This window comes from Marmoricola endophyticus, assembly GCF_014644415.1.
Classification (GTDB): Bacteria; Actinomycetota; Actinomycetes; order Propionibacteriales; family Nocardioidaceae; genus Marmoricola; species Marmoricola endophyticus.
This window is the reverse complement of record NZ_BMKQ01000002.1, coordinates 105,468-119,220: the sequence shown is the minus strand read 5'-3', so window position 1 is coordinate 119,220 and position 13,753 is coordinate 105,468. Positions and strand designations below refer to the sequence as shown.

15 protein-coding genes are annotated in these 13,753 nt (G+C 73.2%); 9 read left to right on the top strand and 6 right to left on the bottom strand.

Features of this window, described 5'->3' with window-relative positions; translation table 11 throughout:
- Positions 1–9: 9 nt before the first annotated feature.
- Genes IEX42_RS17150 through IEX42_RS17135 form a run of 4 tightly spaced genes read left to right on the top strand, consistent with a single transcriptional unit; the run spans position 10 to position 3,459 of the window.
- A complete protein-coding gene (locus tag IEX42_RS17150) occupies positions 10–996 on the top strand; it encodes a Bug family tripartite tricarboxylate transporter substrate binding protein (protein ID WP_188781307.1) in 987 nt (328 codons plus the stop codon).
- On the top strand, positions 993–1,532 hold the full coding sequence (locus IEX42_RS17145; RefSeq protein ID WP_188781306.1) for a tripartite tricarboxylate transporter TctB family protein: 540 nt from the start codon (positions 993–995) through the stop codon (positions 1,530–1,532). The genes IEX42_RS17150 and IEX42_RS17145 overlap by 4 nt, the downstream gene beginning before the upstream one ends.
- The gene (locus IEX42_RS17140) at positions 1,532–3,070 is read left to right on the top strand and encodes a tripartite tricarboxylate transporter permease (protein WP_188781305.1); all 1,539 of its coding nucleotides are present in this window, start codon (positions 1,532–1,534) and stop codon (positions 3,068–3,070) included. The genes IEX42_RS17145 and IEX42_RS17140 overlap by 1 nt, the downstream gene beginning before the upstream one ends.
- Complete coding sequence (locus tag IEX42_RS17135) at positions 3,067–3,459, top strand: universal stress protein (protein WP_188781304.1); 393 nt, start codon at positions 3,067–3,069, stop codon at positions 3,457–3,459. Before IEX42_RS17140 ends, IEX42_RS17135 begins: the two co-directional genes overlap by 4 nt.
- Before the next feature lie 10 nt (positions 3,460–3,469).
- On the opposite strand, the gene IEX42_RS17130 is transcribed toward IEX42_RS17135, so the two are convergent.
- Complete coding sequence (locus IEX42_RS17130) at positions 3,470–4,087, bottom strand: DUF2017 domain-containing protein (RefSeq protein WP_188781303.1); 618 nt, start codon at positions 4,085–4,087, stop codon at positions 3,470–3,472.
- Entirely contained in the window at positions 4,088–4,387 is a 300-nt protein-coding gene (gene clpS, locus IEX42_RS17125; protein ID WP_188781302.1) for an ATP-dependent Clp protease adapter ClpS, read from the bottom strand.
- A 22-nt stretch (positions 4,388–4,409) separates the two neighbouring features.
- Here clpS and IEX42_RS17120 point away from each other — a divergent pair, with 22 nt between their 5' ends.
- On the top strand, positions 4,410–5,711 hold the full coding sequence (locus IEX42_RS17120; RefSeq protein WP_229661015.1) for a nicotinate phosphoribosyltransferase: 1,302 nt from the start codon (positions 4,410–4,412) through the stop codon (positions 5,709–5,711).
- A gap of 96 nt (positions 5,712–5,807) precedes the next feature.
- Here IEX42_RS17120 and IEX42_RS17115 read toward each other — a convergent pair whose 3' ends face one another.
- Entirely contained in the window at positions 5,808–6,182 is a 375-nt protein-coding gene (locus IEX42_RS17115) for a nuclear transport factor 2 family protein (RefSeq protein ID WP_188781301.1), read from the bottom strand.
- Between the two features lie 58 nt (positions 6,183–6,240).
- On the opposite strand from IEX42_RS17115, the gene IEX42_RS17110 reads away from it, so the two are divergent.
- A complete protein-coding gene (locus IEX42_RS17110) occupies positions 6,241–6,792 on the top strand; it encodes an isochorismatase family protein (RefSeq protein WP_188781300.1) in 552 nt (183 codons plus the stop codon).
- Between the two features lie 7 nt (positions 6,793–6,799).
- Here the strand turns inward: IEX42_RS17110 and IEX42_RS17105 are convergent, their stop codons facing one another.
- Genes IEX42_RS17105 through IEX42_RS17095 form a run of 3 tightly spaced genes read right to left on the bottom strand, consistent with a single transcriptional unit; the run spans position 6,800 to position 9,701 of the window.
- Complete coding sequence (locus IEX42_RS17105) at positions 6,800–7,567, bottom strand: enoyl-CoA hydratase-related protein (RefSeq protein ID WP_188781299.1); 768 nt, start codon at positions 7,565–7,567, stop codon at positions 6,800–6,802.
- Entirely contained in the window at positions 7,564–9,120 is a 1,557-nt protein-coding gene (locus tag IEX42_RS17100; protein ID WP_188781298.1) for an acyl-CoA synthetase, read from the bottom strand. The genes IEX42_RS17105 and IEX42_RS17100 overlap by 4 nt, the downstream gene beginning before the upstream one ends.
- Positions 9,121–9,173: 53 nt before the next feature.
- Complete coding sequence (locus IEX42_RS17095; RefSeq protein ID WP_188781297.1) at positions 9,174–9,701, bottom strand: DUF1697 domain-containing protein; 528 nt, start codon at positions 9,699–9,701, stop codon at positions 9,174–9,176.
- A 57-nt stretch (positions 9,702–9,758) separates the two neighbouring features.
- Here IEX42_RS17095 and IEX42_RS17090 point away from each other — a divergent pair, with 57 nt between their 5' ends.
- The 3 genes from IEX42_RS17090 to IEX42_RS17080 are packed head-to-tail and all read left to right on the top strand — an operon-like array spanning position 9,759 to position 13,745.
- The gene (locus IEX42_RS17090) at positions 9,759–10,595 is read left to right on the top strand and encodes an ABC transporter ATP-binding protein (RefSeq protein ID WP_188781296.1); all 837 of its coding nucleotides are present in this window, start codon (positions 9,759–9,761) and stop codon (positions 10,593–10,595) included.
- The gene (locus tag IEX42_RS17085) at positions 10,592–11,605 is read left to right on the top strand and encodes an ABC transporter substrate-binding protein (protein WP_188781295.1); all 1,014 of its coding nucleotides are present in this window, start codon (positions 10,592–10,594) and stop codon (positions 11,603–11,605) included. The genes IEX42_RS17090 and IEX42_RS17085 overlap by 4 nt, the downstream gene beginning before the upstream one ends.
- 31 nt (positions 11,606–11,636) lie before the next feature.
- Positions 11,637–13,745, top strand: coding sequence for an iron ABC transporter permease (locus IEX42_RS17080; RefSeq protein WP_229661014.1), 2,109 nt, complete (start codon positions 11,637–11,639; stop codon positions 13,743–13,745).
- The last annotated feature ends 8 nt before the right edge of the window (positions 13,746–13,753 follow it).

Here is a 13,753-nt window from a genome sequence, read left to right as displayed (position 1 = left end):
GAGGCACCCATGATGTACACCCGGCGCGGCGTTCTCGCGCTGGCCGGCGCCCTCACCGTCGCCGGCTCGGCGTCGGCCTGCGGCGTCACCGGAGGCCGGCAGGACGCCAGCAATCGTCGACTGCGGATGATGATCCCGAACAGCCCCGGCGGCGGCTACGACCAGACCGGCCGGGCGGCGGCGAAGACCATCGAGGACAACGACCTCACCGGGCGCTTCGAGATCCGCAACGTGCTCGGCGCCAGCGGCACGGTCGCCATGCAGCGGCTGCTCAACGAGCGCGGCGCCGACGACCTCGTCATGACGATGGGCCTCGGCGTGGTCGGTGCCGTCTTCACCAACAAGTCGAAGGCGCGCGTCTCGCGGATGACGCCGGTCGCCCGCCTGATCGAGGACCAGGAGGGGATCCTCGTGCCCAAGGACTCCCCCTTCGAGTCCGTCGACGACCTCGTCGCCACGTGGAAGAAGGATCCGGGCGCGGTGACCGTCGGCGGCGGGTCGACGGCCGGTGGACCCGACTTCCTGTTCCCGATGCAGATGGCCAAGACCATCGGCATCGACCCTCGCGACGTCACCTTCATCTCCTACGACGGCGGCGGCCCGCTCACGACGGCGCTGCTGGGCTCCAAGATCGACGTCGGGATGTCCGGGCTCGGCGAGTTCGAGGGCCAGATCGCCGACGGCTCGCTGCGCGTGCTCGCCGTCTCCGGGAAGGAGCGCACGGAGATGGTCGACGCCCCCACGCTGACCGAGGGCGGCGTCGACCTGGTCTTCAGCAACTGGCGCGGCGTGCTCGCGCCGCCCGGGATCTCGGCCGAGCAGCGCCGCTACCTCGTCGACCTCTTCACGACGATGCACGACACCGAGGAGTGGCGCGAGGAGCTGCGGCGCAACGGGTGGACCGACAACTTCCTCACCGGCGACGAGTTCGGCGACTACCTCCAGGAGCAGGACACCCGCGTCGAGACCACGCTGAAGGAGCTGGGCCTGACATGAGCACCACCACGCAGACGGACCGGGAGCCGCACGCCGGCGAGCCGCACCGGCGACCGGTCGTCGACACCGCGCAGTACGTCCTCGCGGGCTTCCTCGTCGTCGTCGGCGCCTACGTCGTCTACGACGCCACCGGGCTGGAGGACGGCTTCTCCGACCAGCCCGTCCAGCCGTACGCCTTCCCGTACGTCGTCGGCGCCGTGCTCGTCGTCCTGGGCGTGCTCCTCGCGATCGCGACCCGGCGCGGGGACGTGGCCGAGGCCGAGGACGGCGAGGACGTCGACCTGACCACCGGCAGCGACTGGGCGACCGTGGCCAAGCTCGCGGCGCTCTTCGTGCTCAACATCGCGCTGATCGACTGGCTGGGCTGGGCGATCACCGGCGCCGTGCTGTTCGCCGGGACGGCGTACGTCCTCGGCAGCCGTACGCCGGTGCGCGACCTCGCCGTCGGTGCCGCGCTGTCGGTCGGCACCTTCTACGGCTTCTACGTCGGCCTGGGCCTCCCGATGCCCGCCGGCATCCTGGACGGAGTGCTCTGATGGACCTGCTGCTCGAGGGCTTCCAGACCGCCCTGACCCCCACGAACCTGCTCTTCGCCGTCATCGGCGTCCTGCTGGGCACGATGGTCGGCGTGCTGCCCGGCATCGGTCCGGCGATGACCGTGGCGCTGCTGCTGCCGATCACGTACAACGTCTCGCCGAGCAGCGCCGTCATCATGTTCGCCGGCATCTACTACGGCGGGATGTACGGCGGCTCCACGACCTCGATCCTGCTGAACACCCCCGGGGAGTCGTCCTCGGTGGTGACGGCCATCGAGGGCAACAAGATGGCCAAGGTGGGTCGGGCCTCGCAGGCGCTGGCCACGGCCGCGATCGGGTCCTTCGTCGCCGGCACGATCGGCACCGTACTGCTGGTGCTGCTCGCGCCGACCGTGGCCGACGTGGTCGTCAAGCTCGGGGCACCGTCGTACTTCGCGATCATGCTGCTCGCGCTCTTCGCCGTCACCGCGGTGCTCGGCTCCTCGAAGCTGCGCGGCTTCGTCTCCCTGTTCCTGGGTCTCGCGATCGGCCTGGTCGGGACCACGACCGGGCAGGCGCGGCTGACCTTCGGCCGCCCGCAGCTGGCCGACGGGATCGACATCGTCGTCGTCGCGGTCGCGATCTTCGCGATCGGCGAGGCGCTGTGGGTCGCGGCGCACCTGCGGCGCAAGCCGCTCGAGATCATCCCCGTCGGGCAGCCGTGGATGAGCCGCGAGGACTGGGGCCGGTCCTGGAAGCCCTGGCTGCGCGGGACGGCGTACGGGTTCCCCTTCGGCGCCCTGCCCGCCGGCGGCGCCGAGGTGCCGACCTTCCTCAGCTACATCACCGAGCGGAAGCTCTCCAAGCGGCCTGAGGAGTTCGGCAAGGGCGCGATCGAGGGCGTGGCCGGGCCGGAGGCGGCCAACAACGCCTCGGCCGCCGGCACCCTGGTGCCGCTCCTGGCGATCGGGCTGCCCACCACGGCGACGGCGGCGGTGATCCTCCTGGCGCTGCAGTCGTACGGCATCCAGCCCGGGCCGCAGCTGTTCTCGGCCGAGCCGGAGCTGGTGTGGGGACTCCTGGCCAGCCTGTTCGTGGCCAACACGCTGCTGCTGGTGCTCAACCTGCCGATGGCGCCGATGTGGGCCAAGCTGCTGCAGATCCCCCGGCCGTACCTCTACGCCGGCATCCTGTTCTTCGCCTCGCTCGGGGCCTACAGCGTGAACTTCGCCGCCTTCGACCTCGGCCTGCTGCTCGTCTTCGGGCTGCTCGGGCTGGCCATGCGACGCTTCGGGCTGCCCGTGCTGCCGCTGATCATCGGCGTCATCCTCGGTCCGCGGCTGGAGGAGCAGCTCTCCCAGGCGCTGGCCATCTCCCAGGGCGACGTCAGCACGCTGTGGGGCGAGCCGGTGGCGGTCGTGGTCTACCTCGTGATCGTGCTGATCCTGGTGGGGATGGTGGCCTCGCGGCTGCGCGGCGGCAACGGGCCGAGCGGTCCGGGCGGCGACCCGGAGGCGGGGTCCGACGCCTCGACCGACCGCGAGAGGCTTTCCGCATGAGCATCGTGGTGGCGTACTCCCCCGACGTCTACGGCCGCGCCGCGCTCGAGCACGGCGCCCGCCTGGCGCAGGCCGACGACGAGCAGCTGGTCCTCGTCAACGCCACGCGGGGCGAGAGCCTGGTCGACCGTCGCTACGCCCACGAGGACGAGGTCGCCGAGCTGGTCGGGCGCTGGCAGGCGGCGGGGGTGCGCATCGACGTACGCCGCGACCTGGTCGCCGACGTCGCCGAGGCGGTGCTCGACGCGGCCGAGGAGACCGGCGCGCGCCTGGTCGTCGTGGGCGTACGACGTCGCTCTCCGGTCGGGAAGGCGCTGCTCGGCAGCGTCGCCCAGCGGCTGATCCTCGACGCGGAGTGCCCCGTGCTGGCGGTCAAGCCGGAGCGCTGAGCGCGGCTGTTCAGCGCATCAGTGCGCGGACCAGCGTCTCCTGCACGAACCCGAGCCAGTCGTAGATCTCGTGCACGGGGGCGCGGGGGTCGTCCTCGGGCAGCGACTCCCAGACGTCCTCGTCACCGTCCGTGACCTCGAGCCGGGTGCCGATGGCCAGCCGCATGTCGTTGAAGGCGCGCAGCCAGGTCTGGGCCTGCGGCGCGTCGAGCTCGACGTCGATGAACATCCCGTCGGGAGGGTTGTCGGGCAGCCCCGACTCCTCGAGGGTGTCGATCACCGCGGCGGCCGCCCGCGCCTTGCCATCGCGCAGGGACTGCTCGGTGAAGCGCCGGAAGTCGCCGGCGGCCTCCTCGTCCTGCGGCTCGTCGTACGCCGTCGGGAATAACCGCGCCAGGACCGGGTCCTCGGGCGCCGCCGTGGGGCCGCTCCCGTCGATCCCGGCCAGCATCGCCTCCAGCGCGTCGGGGCTGCTGGGATCCTCGTGCTCGTCGGGCGGCATCGCGGCCTCGTTGCGCAGCAGCTCGACGAGCTGGCCGGCCAGCGAGCGGAGCAGATCCGCCTCGAAGGCGCTGAACGAGGCCACCATCGCCTTGCTGCGGCGGTGCCGCGTGAAGCCCGTCGTCATCTAGTCGTCCTTGCGCATCGTCGCCCACAGGCCGTACTCGTGCATCGCCTGCACGTCGCGCTCCATCTCCTCACGGGAGCCGGTCGAGACCGCGGAGCGCCCCTCCTCGTGCACCTGCATCATCAGCTTCTCGGACTTCGCCTTGGAGTAGCCGAAGTAGCTCTGGAAGACGTAGCTGACGTACGACATCAGGTTGATCGGGTCGTTCCACACCACCGTGACCCACGGCCGCGCGACCTGAGCGGTCTCGTCGAGGCGGGGTTCGTCGAGCTGGGCCGGGCTGGTGGACACGGTCGCCATTGTGCCTGCCATGCTGCCGGGCATGAGCCGAGACCCGGTCCCGAGCGGGAGCACCGCGCTGCTGACCGACCACTACGAGCTGACCATGCTGCAGGCCGCGCTGGCCGACGGGACCGGTGACCGGGCGTCGGTCTTCGAGCTGTTCGGCCGCCGGCTGCCGTCGGGGCGCAGGTACGGCGTCGTCGCGGGCGTGCAGCGCGCGCTCGACGCGATCGAGGCCTTCCGCTTCACCGACGAGCAGGTGGACTTCCTGCGTAGCGAGCAGATCGTCGACGACCGCACGGCGGACTGGCTGGCGTCGTACCGCTTCGGCGGCGACGTCCGCGGCTACCCCGAGGGTGAGATCTACTTCGAGCACTCGCCGCTGCTGGTCGTCGAGGGCACGTTCGCCGAGGCGGTGGTGCTGGAGACGGTGCTGCTGTCGATCTACAACCACGACGCGGCGATCGCCTCGGCGGCCTCCCGCATGACGTGGGCCGCCGGTGAGCGGCCGTGCATCGAGATGGGGTCGCGGCGCACCCACGAGGAGGCGGCGGTCGCGGCCGCGCGAGCGGCGTACGTCGCCGGCTTCGCGAGCACCTCCAACCTCGAGGCGCGCCGCCGGTACGGCGTCCCCACCGGCGGCACCAGCGCGCACTCCTTCACGCTGCTGCACGACACCGAGCGCGACGCGTTCGTCTCCCAGGTGGAGTCGCTCGGTGCGGGGACGACGCTGCTGGTCGACACCTACGACATCGCCGAGGCGGTGCGTACCGGCGTCGAGGTGGCCGGCCCGGGGCTCGGTGCCGTACGGATCGACTCAGGCGACCTCGCCGACCTCGCGCACCGGGTGCGGGCCCAGCTCGACGACCTGGGCGCCAAGGACACGCGCATCATCGTCACCTCCGACCTCGACGAGTGGGCGATCGCGGGACTGGCCTCGGCACCGGTCGACGGCTACGGCGTCGGCACCCGCCTGGTCACCGGGTCGGGCAAGCCGACCTGCGGCCTGGTCTACAAGCTGGTGGCGCGGGCCGACGACGCGGGCACGATGGTGCCGGTGGCGAAGAAGAGCGCCGACAAGGCCTCCGTCGGCGGGCGCAAGACGGCCCACCGGCGCCTGGACGCGTCGGGGTCCGCCACCGCGGAGGTGGTGACGCTGGACGGCTCGCCCTCCGACGGCCGCGACCTGGTGGTCCCGCTGGTCAGCGCCGGCGAGGTCGTCGGCCGCGAGTCGCTCGACGCCTCCCGCGAGCGGCACGCCCGCGCGCGCGCCGAGCTGCCGATCATCGCGCGCCAGCTCCAGCCCGGCGACCCGGTGATCCCCACCGAGCACCCGAGCTGACACCTCCCCTCGGGGAAGCGGTTTCGACGTCCGCCCACCCGGGCGGTCGAGCCCGACGCGAGCTCTGCGAGCGAGGACGACGAGACCCCCGCCCACCTAGCCGTTCAGGGCGACCGGGTCGGGCACGGCACGCAGCGAGCGGAACTGCCCGGTCGGACCGACGTCGGCGAGGTAGCAGGTGAGCAGCCGGAACGGCGTACGCCCAGCCGGGATCTCGACGACGACGCGGAACGCCGCCAGCGGACCGTGGATGGCGGTCGGCCCCTCGAGGGAGGCGGCCGTCACCGGCACGTGGAAGCGCTGGGCGTAGAACTCCCGGATCCGCTCCGGCCCGACGTCCTGGCCCTCCCCGGTCGGGTCGTCGTGCACCGCGTCGTCGGTGAAGAGGTCGGCCAGCGCGGCGGCGTCCTGGGCTCCCAGCGCGGCGACGAACCTGCCGACCAGGTCGTGGATCGCGTCCCGCTGCGGCATGGCGGCAGCCTCGCACAGCGCGCGAGTGTCCCGGTCCCCGGGCGATAGCCTCGGGGCCATGACCCGCGCCCTGATCGTCGTCGACGTCCAGAACGACTTCTGCGAGGGCGGCTCGCTGGCCGTCACCGGCGGGGCCGCGGTCGCGGCCGGCGTCGCGTCGCTCCTGGCCGGCGACACGGCGTACGACGTGGTGGTCGCGACGAAGGACCACCACGTGGACCCCGGGGACCACTGGTCGAGCGAGCCCGACTTCGTGCACTCCTGGCCGGTGCACTGCGAGGTCGGGACGCCAGGCGAGGAGTTCCACCCCGACGTGGACCCGACCCGCTTCGACGCGGTGTTCCTCAAGGGCGAGTACGAGGCGGCCTACTCCGGCTTCGAGGGTGCGTACGACGGGTCCGCCCTCGCGCCGTGGCTGCGCGAGCGGGGCGTCGACGCCGTCGACGTGTGCGGGCTGGCCACGGACTACTGCGTACGCGCCACCGCGCTGGACGCCGTGACCGCCGGCTTCGCGACCCGGCTGCTCACCGACCTCGTCGCCGGTGTCGCCCAGGAGTCGACGGGGTCCGCGCTGGAGGAGATGGCGCAGGCCGGCGTCGACGTCGGCTGACCCCGCCTCAGCGGCCGTGGAACCGCGGCACGCGCCGCTCGGCGAAGGCGGTGATCCCCTCGGCCGCGTCCTCGGTGCGCAGCAGCACCGGCTGGCCGGCCCGCTCGCGGTCCATGGCGGCGCCGAGGCCGTCGAGGGTCGCTGCGTTGATCGCCTTCTTGGTGGCGGCGAAGGCCAGCGGAGCAGCGGCGGCACATGCCCCCACGACGCCGGCGAGGCCGTCGGCGTACTCCTCGTCGGGGAACACGTGCGAGACCAGGCCTGCGGCGAGCGCCTCCTCGGCCCCGATCCGCTCGGAGAGGAGCGCCATCCGCATCGCCCGCAGCCGGCCGACGGCTGCGGGCAGCAGCGCGCTGGCCCCGCCGTCCGGCATCAGGCCGATCCGGCTGAAGCCGAGGGTCAGCGAGGCGGACGCCGCGGCCACGACCAGGTCGCACGCCATCGCCAGGGATGCGCCGACGCCCGCCGCGACGCCGTTGAGCCCGCACACGACCGGCTTGTCGAGGTCGGTGACGGCGCGGACGAGGGTGTTCGCACCGTCGACGGAGTCGCCGTCGTACCGCTCGGTCGCGCCCTCGCCGCTGAGGTCGGCGCCTGCGGAGAACGCGCGCCCCGTGCCCGTCAGCACGACGACCCGCAGGTCCTCGCGGACGGCGGCGCCGTGCAGCGCCTCGACGAGATCGACCATGGTCTCGCCCGTCAGCGCGTTGTACGTCGACGGCGAGTCCAGCGTCAGCCGCAGGACGACCCCGTCCTCCTCGACCCGCAGAGTCACCGGACCACCCCCTGGCCCGCCTCCGCCTGGTAGCGGTCGCGCAGCCGGCCCTTGACCAGCTTGCCGGTCGGCGTCCGCGGCAGGTCGTCGACCAGGAGGAACTCCGCCGGCACCTTGAACCGCGCGATCCGCTCGCGCGCGTACTCGCGCAACCGGTCCGCGAGCCCGTCGCGCGAGACGCCGTCGGCGGGCTGGACGTACGCCACGACCCGCTCCCCCATCTCGTCGTCAGGCACCCCGATCACGGCGACGTCGAGCACCTCGGGGTGCAGGCTGAACAGGTCCTCGATCTCCTGCGGGTAGATGTTCACCCCGCCGGAGATGATCATGAACGCCGCACGGTCGGTGAGGAAGAGCCAGCCGTCGGCGTCGAGCCGGCCGAGGTCGCCGACGGTGCTCCACGACGGGTGGTCGGGGTGCCGCGTCGCGGCGGTGCGCTCCGGGTCGGCGTGGTACTCGAACGGCACGCGGCCCTCGTCCGGCTCGAAGTAGACCGTGCCGACCTCGTCGGTCCCCAGCTCCGCACCGTCCGGGCCGCACACGTGCGGGGTGCCCATGAGCGGTCGGCCCACCGTGCCCGGGTGGGCGAGCCAGTCCTGCGGGCCGACGTAGGTCGCCCCGTTCGCCTCGGTGCTGGCGTAGTACTCGTGCACGACCGGGCCGAGCCAGTCGATCATCGCCTGCTTGACCTCCACCGGGCACGGCGCGGCGGCGTGCACGACGGTCCGCAGCGAGGAGGTGTCGTAGCCCCGCCGGACCTCCTCGGGCAGCTTCAGCAGTCGGACGAACATCGTCGGCACCACCTGGGTGTCGGTGACCGCGAAGCGCTGCACCGCGTCGAGGAACGCCGCTGGCTCGAAGCGCTCCATCATCACGACGGTCCCGCCGAGCGCCTGCACCGTGCCCATGAACCGCAGCGGGGCGGCGTGGTAGACGGGTGCCGGGTTGAGGTAGACGGTCTCGGGCCCGTAGCCGAAGAGACCCCCGAAGATCGTGACGTAGGAGTAGCCCGGCTCGTCGACCGCGATCGCCGGCAGCGGCTGCTTGATGCCCTTGGGACGACCGGTGGTGCCCGAGGAGTAGAGCAGGTCGTCGCCGTGCGGCTGCTCCGCGAGCGGCGCGGTGCCGGCCCCGGCGAGCGCCGCCGCGTAGTCGTCGTACCCCTCCACGCTGCCACCGAAGACCAGGCGCCGCTCCGGCACACCGTGGTCCAGCAGGTCCCTCGCGAGCTCGGACTTCGCCGCGGACACCACGAGCGCCTTCGCTCCGCAGTCGGCGAGGACGTACGCCGCCTCGCCCACCGACAGGTGGTGGTTGACCGCGGTGACGTAGAGCCCCGAGCGCATCGCCGCCCAGTAGACCTCGAAGGCCTCGGGCTGGTTGTCGCTCACCATCGCCACCACGTCGCCGGCACGCAGCCCGGCGTCGGCGAGCACGTGCGCGAGCCGCAGGCTGCGCTCGTCGAGCTCGGCGTACGTCGTGGTGCGGCCGCTTCCGGCCATCACCAGCGCTGGCTTGTCGGGGTCCGTGCGCGCCCAGGTGCCGGGGTACATGGCCCGAGACTAGTGCTCAGGTGACGCCCGCCACACCCGACGCGTAGCGACCCTCAGCACCACTTCGCAGCGATCGCCTCGAGGACCGTGCGGTTGCGGTTCGTGCTGACCCCCATCGCCCGGCGCACCGCGGCCGGAGCGGCCTTCACCTCGTGGAACGACACGTCCTCCAGCAGCAGGTGCACGGCGCGCCCACGGACGACGAAGCGCTGGCCCGCGCGGCTCTGCGCCTCGATCACTGGGACGTCCTCCGTCTCCGGCGCGGCGCGCAGCAGCTCGACGTACTGCCGGGTGACGGCGTCCTCGGCCAGCGCCGACGCGTCCTCCACGACGGCGACCAGCTGCTCGGGCGACATCACGACCACGGGCACCTCGAAGCCTCGGTCGGCCTCGAGCAGCGGCTCCAGCGCCGCGGTGAGCTCGGCCGCCGACCGCTGCGAGCCGAGCCGCAGGTTGCCGGTCTGGATGTGGGTGGCGACGTCGGCGTACCCGGCGCCCTCGACGACGGCGCGCAGCTCGGCCATGGGGTACGCCCGCTTCCCCACGTTGACCGAGCGGAGGAAGACGAGGTGCGTGGCCACGCGACCCATCATCCCCCCGGCCGCCCGCGGCGACTTAGGTCAGGCTAACCTCATCACATGCCTCCGACCGCCGCGCACCGCGTCGAGCTCGACGCCTCCGGCGTCAGCGTCGCCTACCAGCGCACGCGGGTCGTGCACGACGTGAGCGTGCAGCTGCACGCCGGCCGGGTCACCGCGCTGATCGGCCCGAACGGGTCCGGGAAGTCGACGCTGCTGCGCGCCTTCACCCGGCTGCACCCCCCGGAGAGCGGGCACGTCACCCTGCGCGACGCCGAGCCCGTCTCCGCCCTCTCTCCTCGTAACCTGGCCCGGCGGCTCACGCTGCTGTCGCAGAACCGCCAGGCGCCCGGCGGCGTCACCGTTCGCGAGGTGGTCGAGTACGGGCGCCACCCGCACCGCGGCCGCTGGGGCGGCGGGGACGCGGACGGAGCCGCCGTCGTCGACCGTGTGATGACCCTGACCGGCGTGGCCCCGCTGGCCGAGCGCGCCGTCGACACCCTGTCCGGTGGCCAGCTGCAACGGGTGTGGCTGGCCAGCTGCCTGGCCCAGGACACCCGGGTCCTGCTCCTCGACGAACCGACCACGTTCCTCGACCTGCGCTACCAGGTCGAGCTCCTCGACATCGTCCGCGACCTGGCCGACGACCACGGCATCGCCGTCGGGGTCGTGCTGCACGACCTGGACCAGGCCGCCGCCTTGGCCGACGAGGTCGTCCTGCTGGTCGCCGGCCGCGTGCACGCGTACGGGCCCGTCGACGAGGTGCTGACCGCCGACCACCTCACCACCGCCTACGAGATCCCGGTCGACGTGGACCGGGACCCGCACACCGGGCACCTGCGCACCCGCGCCCGCGCCCGTCACCACCACCGCACCCTCACAGGAGACCCTCGATGAAGCCTCTGTCCCGCCGCACCGTCCTCGGTTCCTCGGCCGCGGCCCTGGCGCTGGTCGCCACGCTCAGCGCCTGCGGAACCACAGAGGACCCGGCCTCGGACTCGACGGGCGGCTCCGGGGAGAAGATCACCCTCACCGACGCGCGGGGCAAGGAGATCACGCTGGACGGGCCGGCGAAGCGGGTCGGCACGACCGAGTGGAACGCCACCGAGTACGCCCTCTCCCTGGGGGTCGCGCCCGTCGCCGCCTCCGACGTCAAGGGCTACGCCACGTGGGACGGCGCGGAGAAGCTCCCCTCCGGGACGACCGACCTCGGCACCCGCGGCGAGCCCAGCACCGACTCGGTCGCCTCGGCCGGCCTCGACGTCCTGTTCGTCACCGACAGCCTCGCCGGCAAGGCGGTCCAGCAGATCGAGGACCAGGGCACCCCGGTCGTCCTGCTCGACGGCGGGGACAGCAAGGACCCCGTCGCGGCGATGTGGAAGAACGTCGACATCGTGGCGAGGGCGACCGGCACCGAGGACGAGGCCGCGAGGCTGAAGCGCGACTTCGAGGACAAGGTCGCGCAGACCGCGAAGGTCGTGGCCGACAGCGGCGCGGCCGACGCTCCCGTCGCCTTCGCCGACGGCTACAGCGACGCCGGGCAGGTCACCATCCGCCCGTACGGCGAGGGCTCGCTGCTGGGCGGGGTGATGAAGGAGGTCGGCCTGACGAGTGCCTGGTCCTCGGTGCCCGGGCTGGAGTTCGACCCGGCGTACGGCCTGGGGCAGACCGACGTCGAGGGTCTGACGAAGCTCCCCGACGACACCCGCTTCTGGTACATCGAGAACGAGGACGACGCCTCCTCCAGCCCCTTCTCCGGGTCGCTGGCGGGCAACCAGGTGTGGCGCTCGCTGCCCTTCGTGAAGGCGGGCGCGGTCCAGCGCATCCCGGACCGGATCTGGATGTTCGGCGGACCCGCGGCGATGGAGCAGTTCCTCGACGCGGTCCAGCAGTCCGTCCGGGCCTGACCAGCGGCTCGCCCGTGACCCGGGACCACCCGTGACACCGGCCACCGCCGTCGCCGAGGAGCCGCCGAGGACCGCCGACGCCGCGCCACCCCCGGCCGCGGGCGGCCCACGAGCGGGGCTCGGGGTCGGCACGACGGTGCTGGCCCTGCTCGCCTGGATCGCGCTGGTCGCGACCGTCCACGTCTCCCAGGGCACGGCCGCGGTCCACTCCGGCGACCTGTGGTCGTGGCTGCTCGGTCGCGCCGACCCGCAGGCCTCGGCCGTCATCGAGGCCTCGCGCCTCCCGCGGCTGGCGGCGGGGCTGGTCGTCGGCGCGGCGCTGGGCACGGCCGGCACGGTGATGCAGTCGTTCAGCCGCAACCTGCTGGCCTCCCCGGACACCCTGGCGGTGAACCAGGGCGCCTACCTCGCGCTCACCGTCGCGGCGGTGCTCGGGCTCGCCGGGACCGTCGCCGGCCAGCTGGCGACCGCGCTGGTCGGCGGGCTGCTCGGCGCCGTGCTCGTCCTCGCGCTGGCGGGCGCGGCGTACGGCACGGTCCGGCTGATCCTCGCCGGCATCACCGTCGGGCTCGTCTGCACGTCGGCGACGACCGCGCTCATCATCACGCACCCGTACGAGTCACGCGGGCTGTTCGCCTGGTCGGCCGGCTCGCTCGGGCAGAGCACGACCTCGGGTCTGGTCGGCCTCACCCCGGTCGTCGTCGTGGCGGTGCTGGGGGTCCTGGTTCTCGGCCGGAGGCTGGACCTGCTGCGGCTCGGCGACGACGAGGCGGCGTCGCTGGGAGTGCCGGTCCGTCGTACGCAGCGACAGCTCCTCGTGCTCTCGGTCGGTCTCGCGGCGGTGGCGGTGACGCTCGCGGGACCCATCGGGTACGTCGGACTCGTCGCACCGACCCTCGTCCGGCTGCTGTCTCGAGTGGTCCCCGGGCTGCACCGGCACCGGCTGCTCGTGCCCGTGGCCGCCCTGGCCGGCGTGGCCCTCCTGCTCACCGCCGACGTCGCGGTCCGCGCGGTGGTCGGGGCCCAGGCGGCCGTGCAGGTGCCCACCGGGGTCGCCACCTCGTTGCTCGGAGGAGGCTTCCTCGTCGTCCTCGCCGTGCGCCTGCGCGCCCAGGGGTTCGGGAGCGCGACGAGCGACCTGGACGTCCGGGGCACCGGCGCCCGCCGCTTCCTGGCCGTCGTCGCGGTGGCGGCGGTCGTCCTGGTCCTCTGCGTGGTGCTCGCCGCGCTGCTCGGCGACCGGGTTCTGCTCCCCGGGGACCTGGGAGTCTGGGCCTCCGGCAACGCCGGCCCGATCGTGAGCGGGGTGATGGACACGCGGCTCCCGCGCGTGCTGGCGGCACTGCTCGCCGGGGCGGCGCTCGCCGCGGCCGGCACCCTCGTGCAGGGCGTGACCCGCAACCCGCTCGCCGACACCGGGGTCATCGGCATCACCGGCGGCGGCGCCGTCCTCGGTGTGCTCGTGGTGACCTTCGCACCCGACGCCGGGTTCTGGACCCTGGCCGGCGCGGCGGTCCTCGGCGCGGTGCTCGCCGGTGCGGTGGTCTTCGGGTTCGCCGCGCGTACCGGCTTCGCGACCGACCGGCTGCTGCTGATCGGTCTCGGGCTGGGCATCGCCACCGACGCCGTGACCACGACGGTCATCGTCGCGACCGACCCGTTCGGCCAGGCCAAGGCGCTGACCTGGCTCTCGGGGTCGACGTACGGCCGCGTCTACGGCCACCTCGTGCCGCTGCTCCTCGGCTGTCTCGTCCTCGTCCCGCTGGCGAGCCTGTGGGCCCGCCGGCTGGACCTCCTCTCCGTCGACGAGGACACCCCGGTGCTGCTCGGGATCGACGTGCCGCGGGTCCGGTTCGGGCTGCTCGCCGTCGCCGTGCTGCTCACCGGGCTGTCGGTCGCCGCGATCGGACCCATCGCGTTCGTCGGGCTGGTCGCCCCGCACGCCGCCCGCTCGCTGGTCGGACGCCGGCACACCCGGGTCGTCCCGGTCGCTGCCCTGCTCGGTGCGACGGTGGTCGTGCTGAGCGACCTGGTCGGACGTAGCGTGCTGGCGCCGGTGCAGCTCCCCGCCAGCCTGCTGACCGCGGCGATCGGGGCGCCGTACTTCCTGTGGCTGATGTACCGCACCGGGATTCGTTAACCTCGACG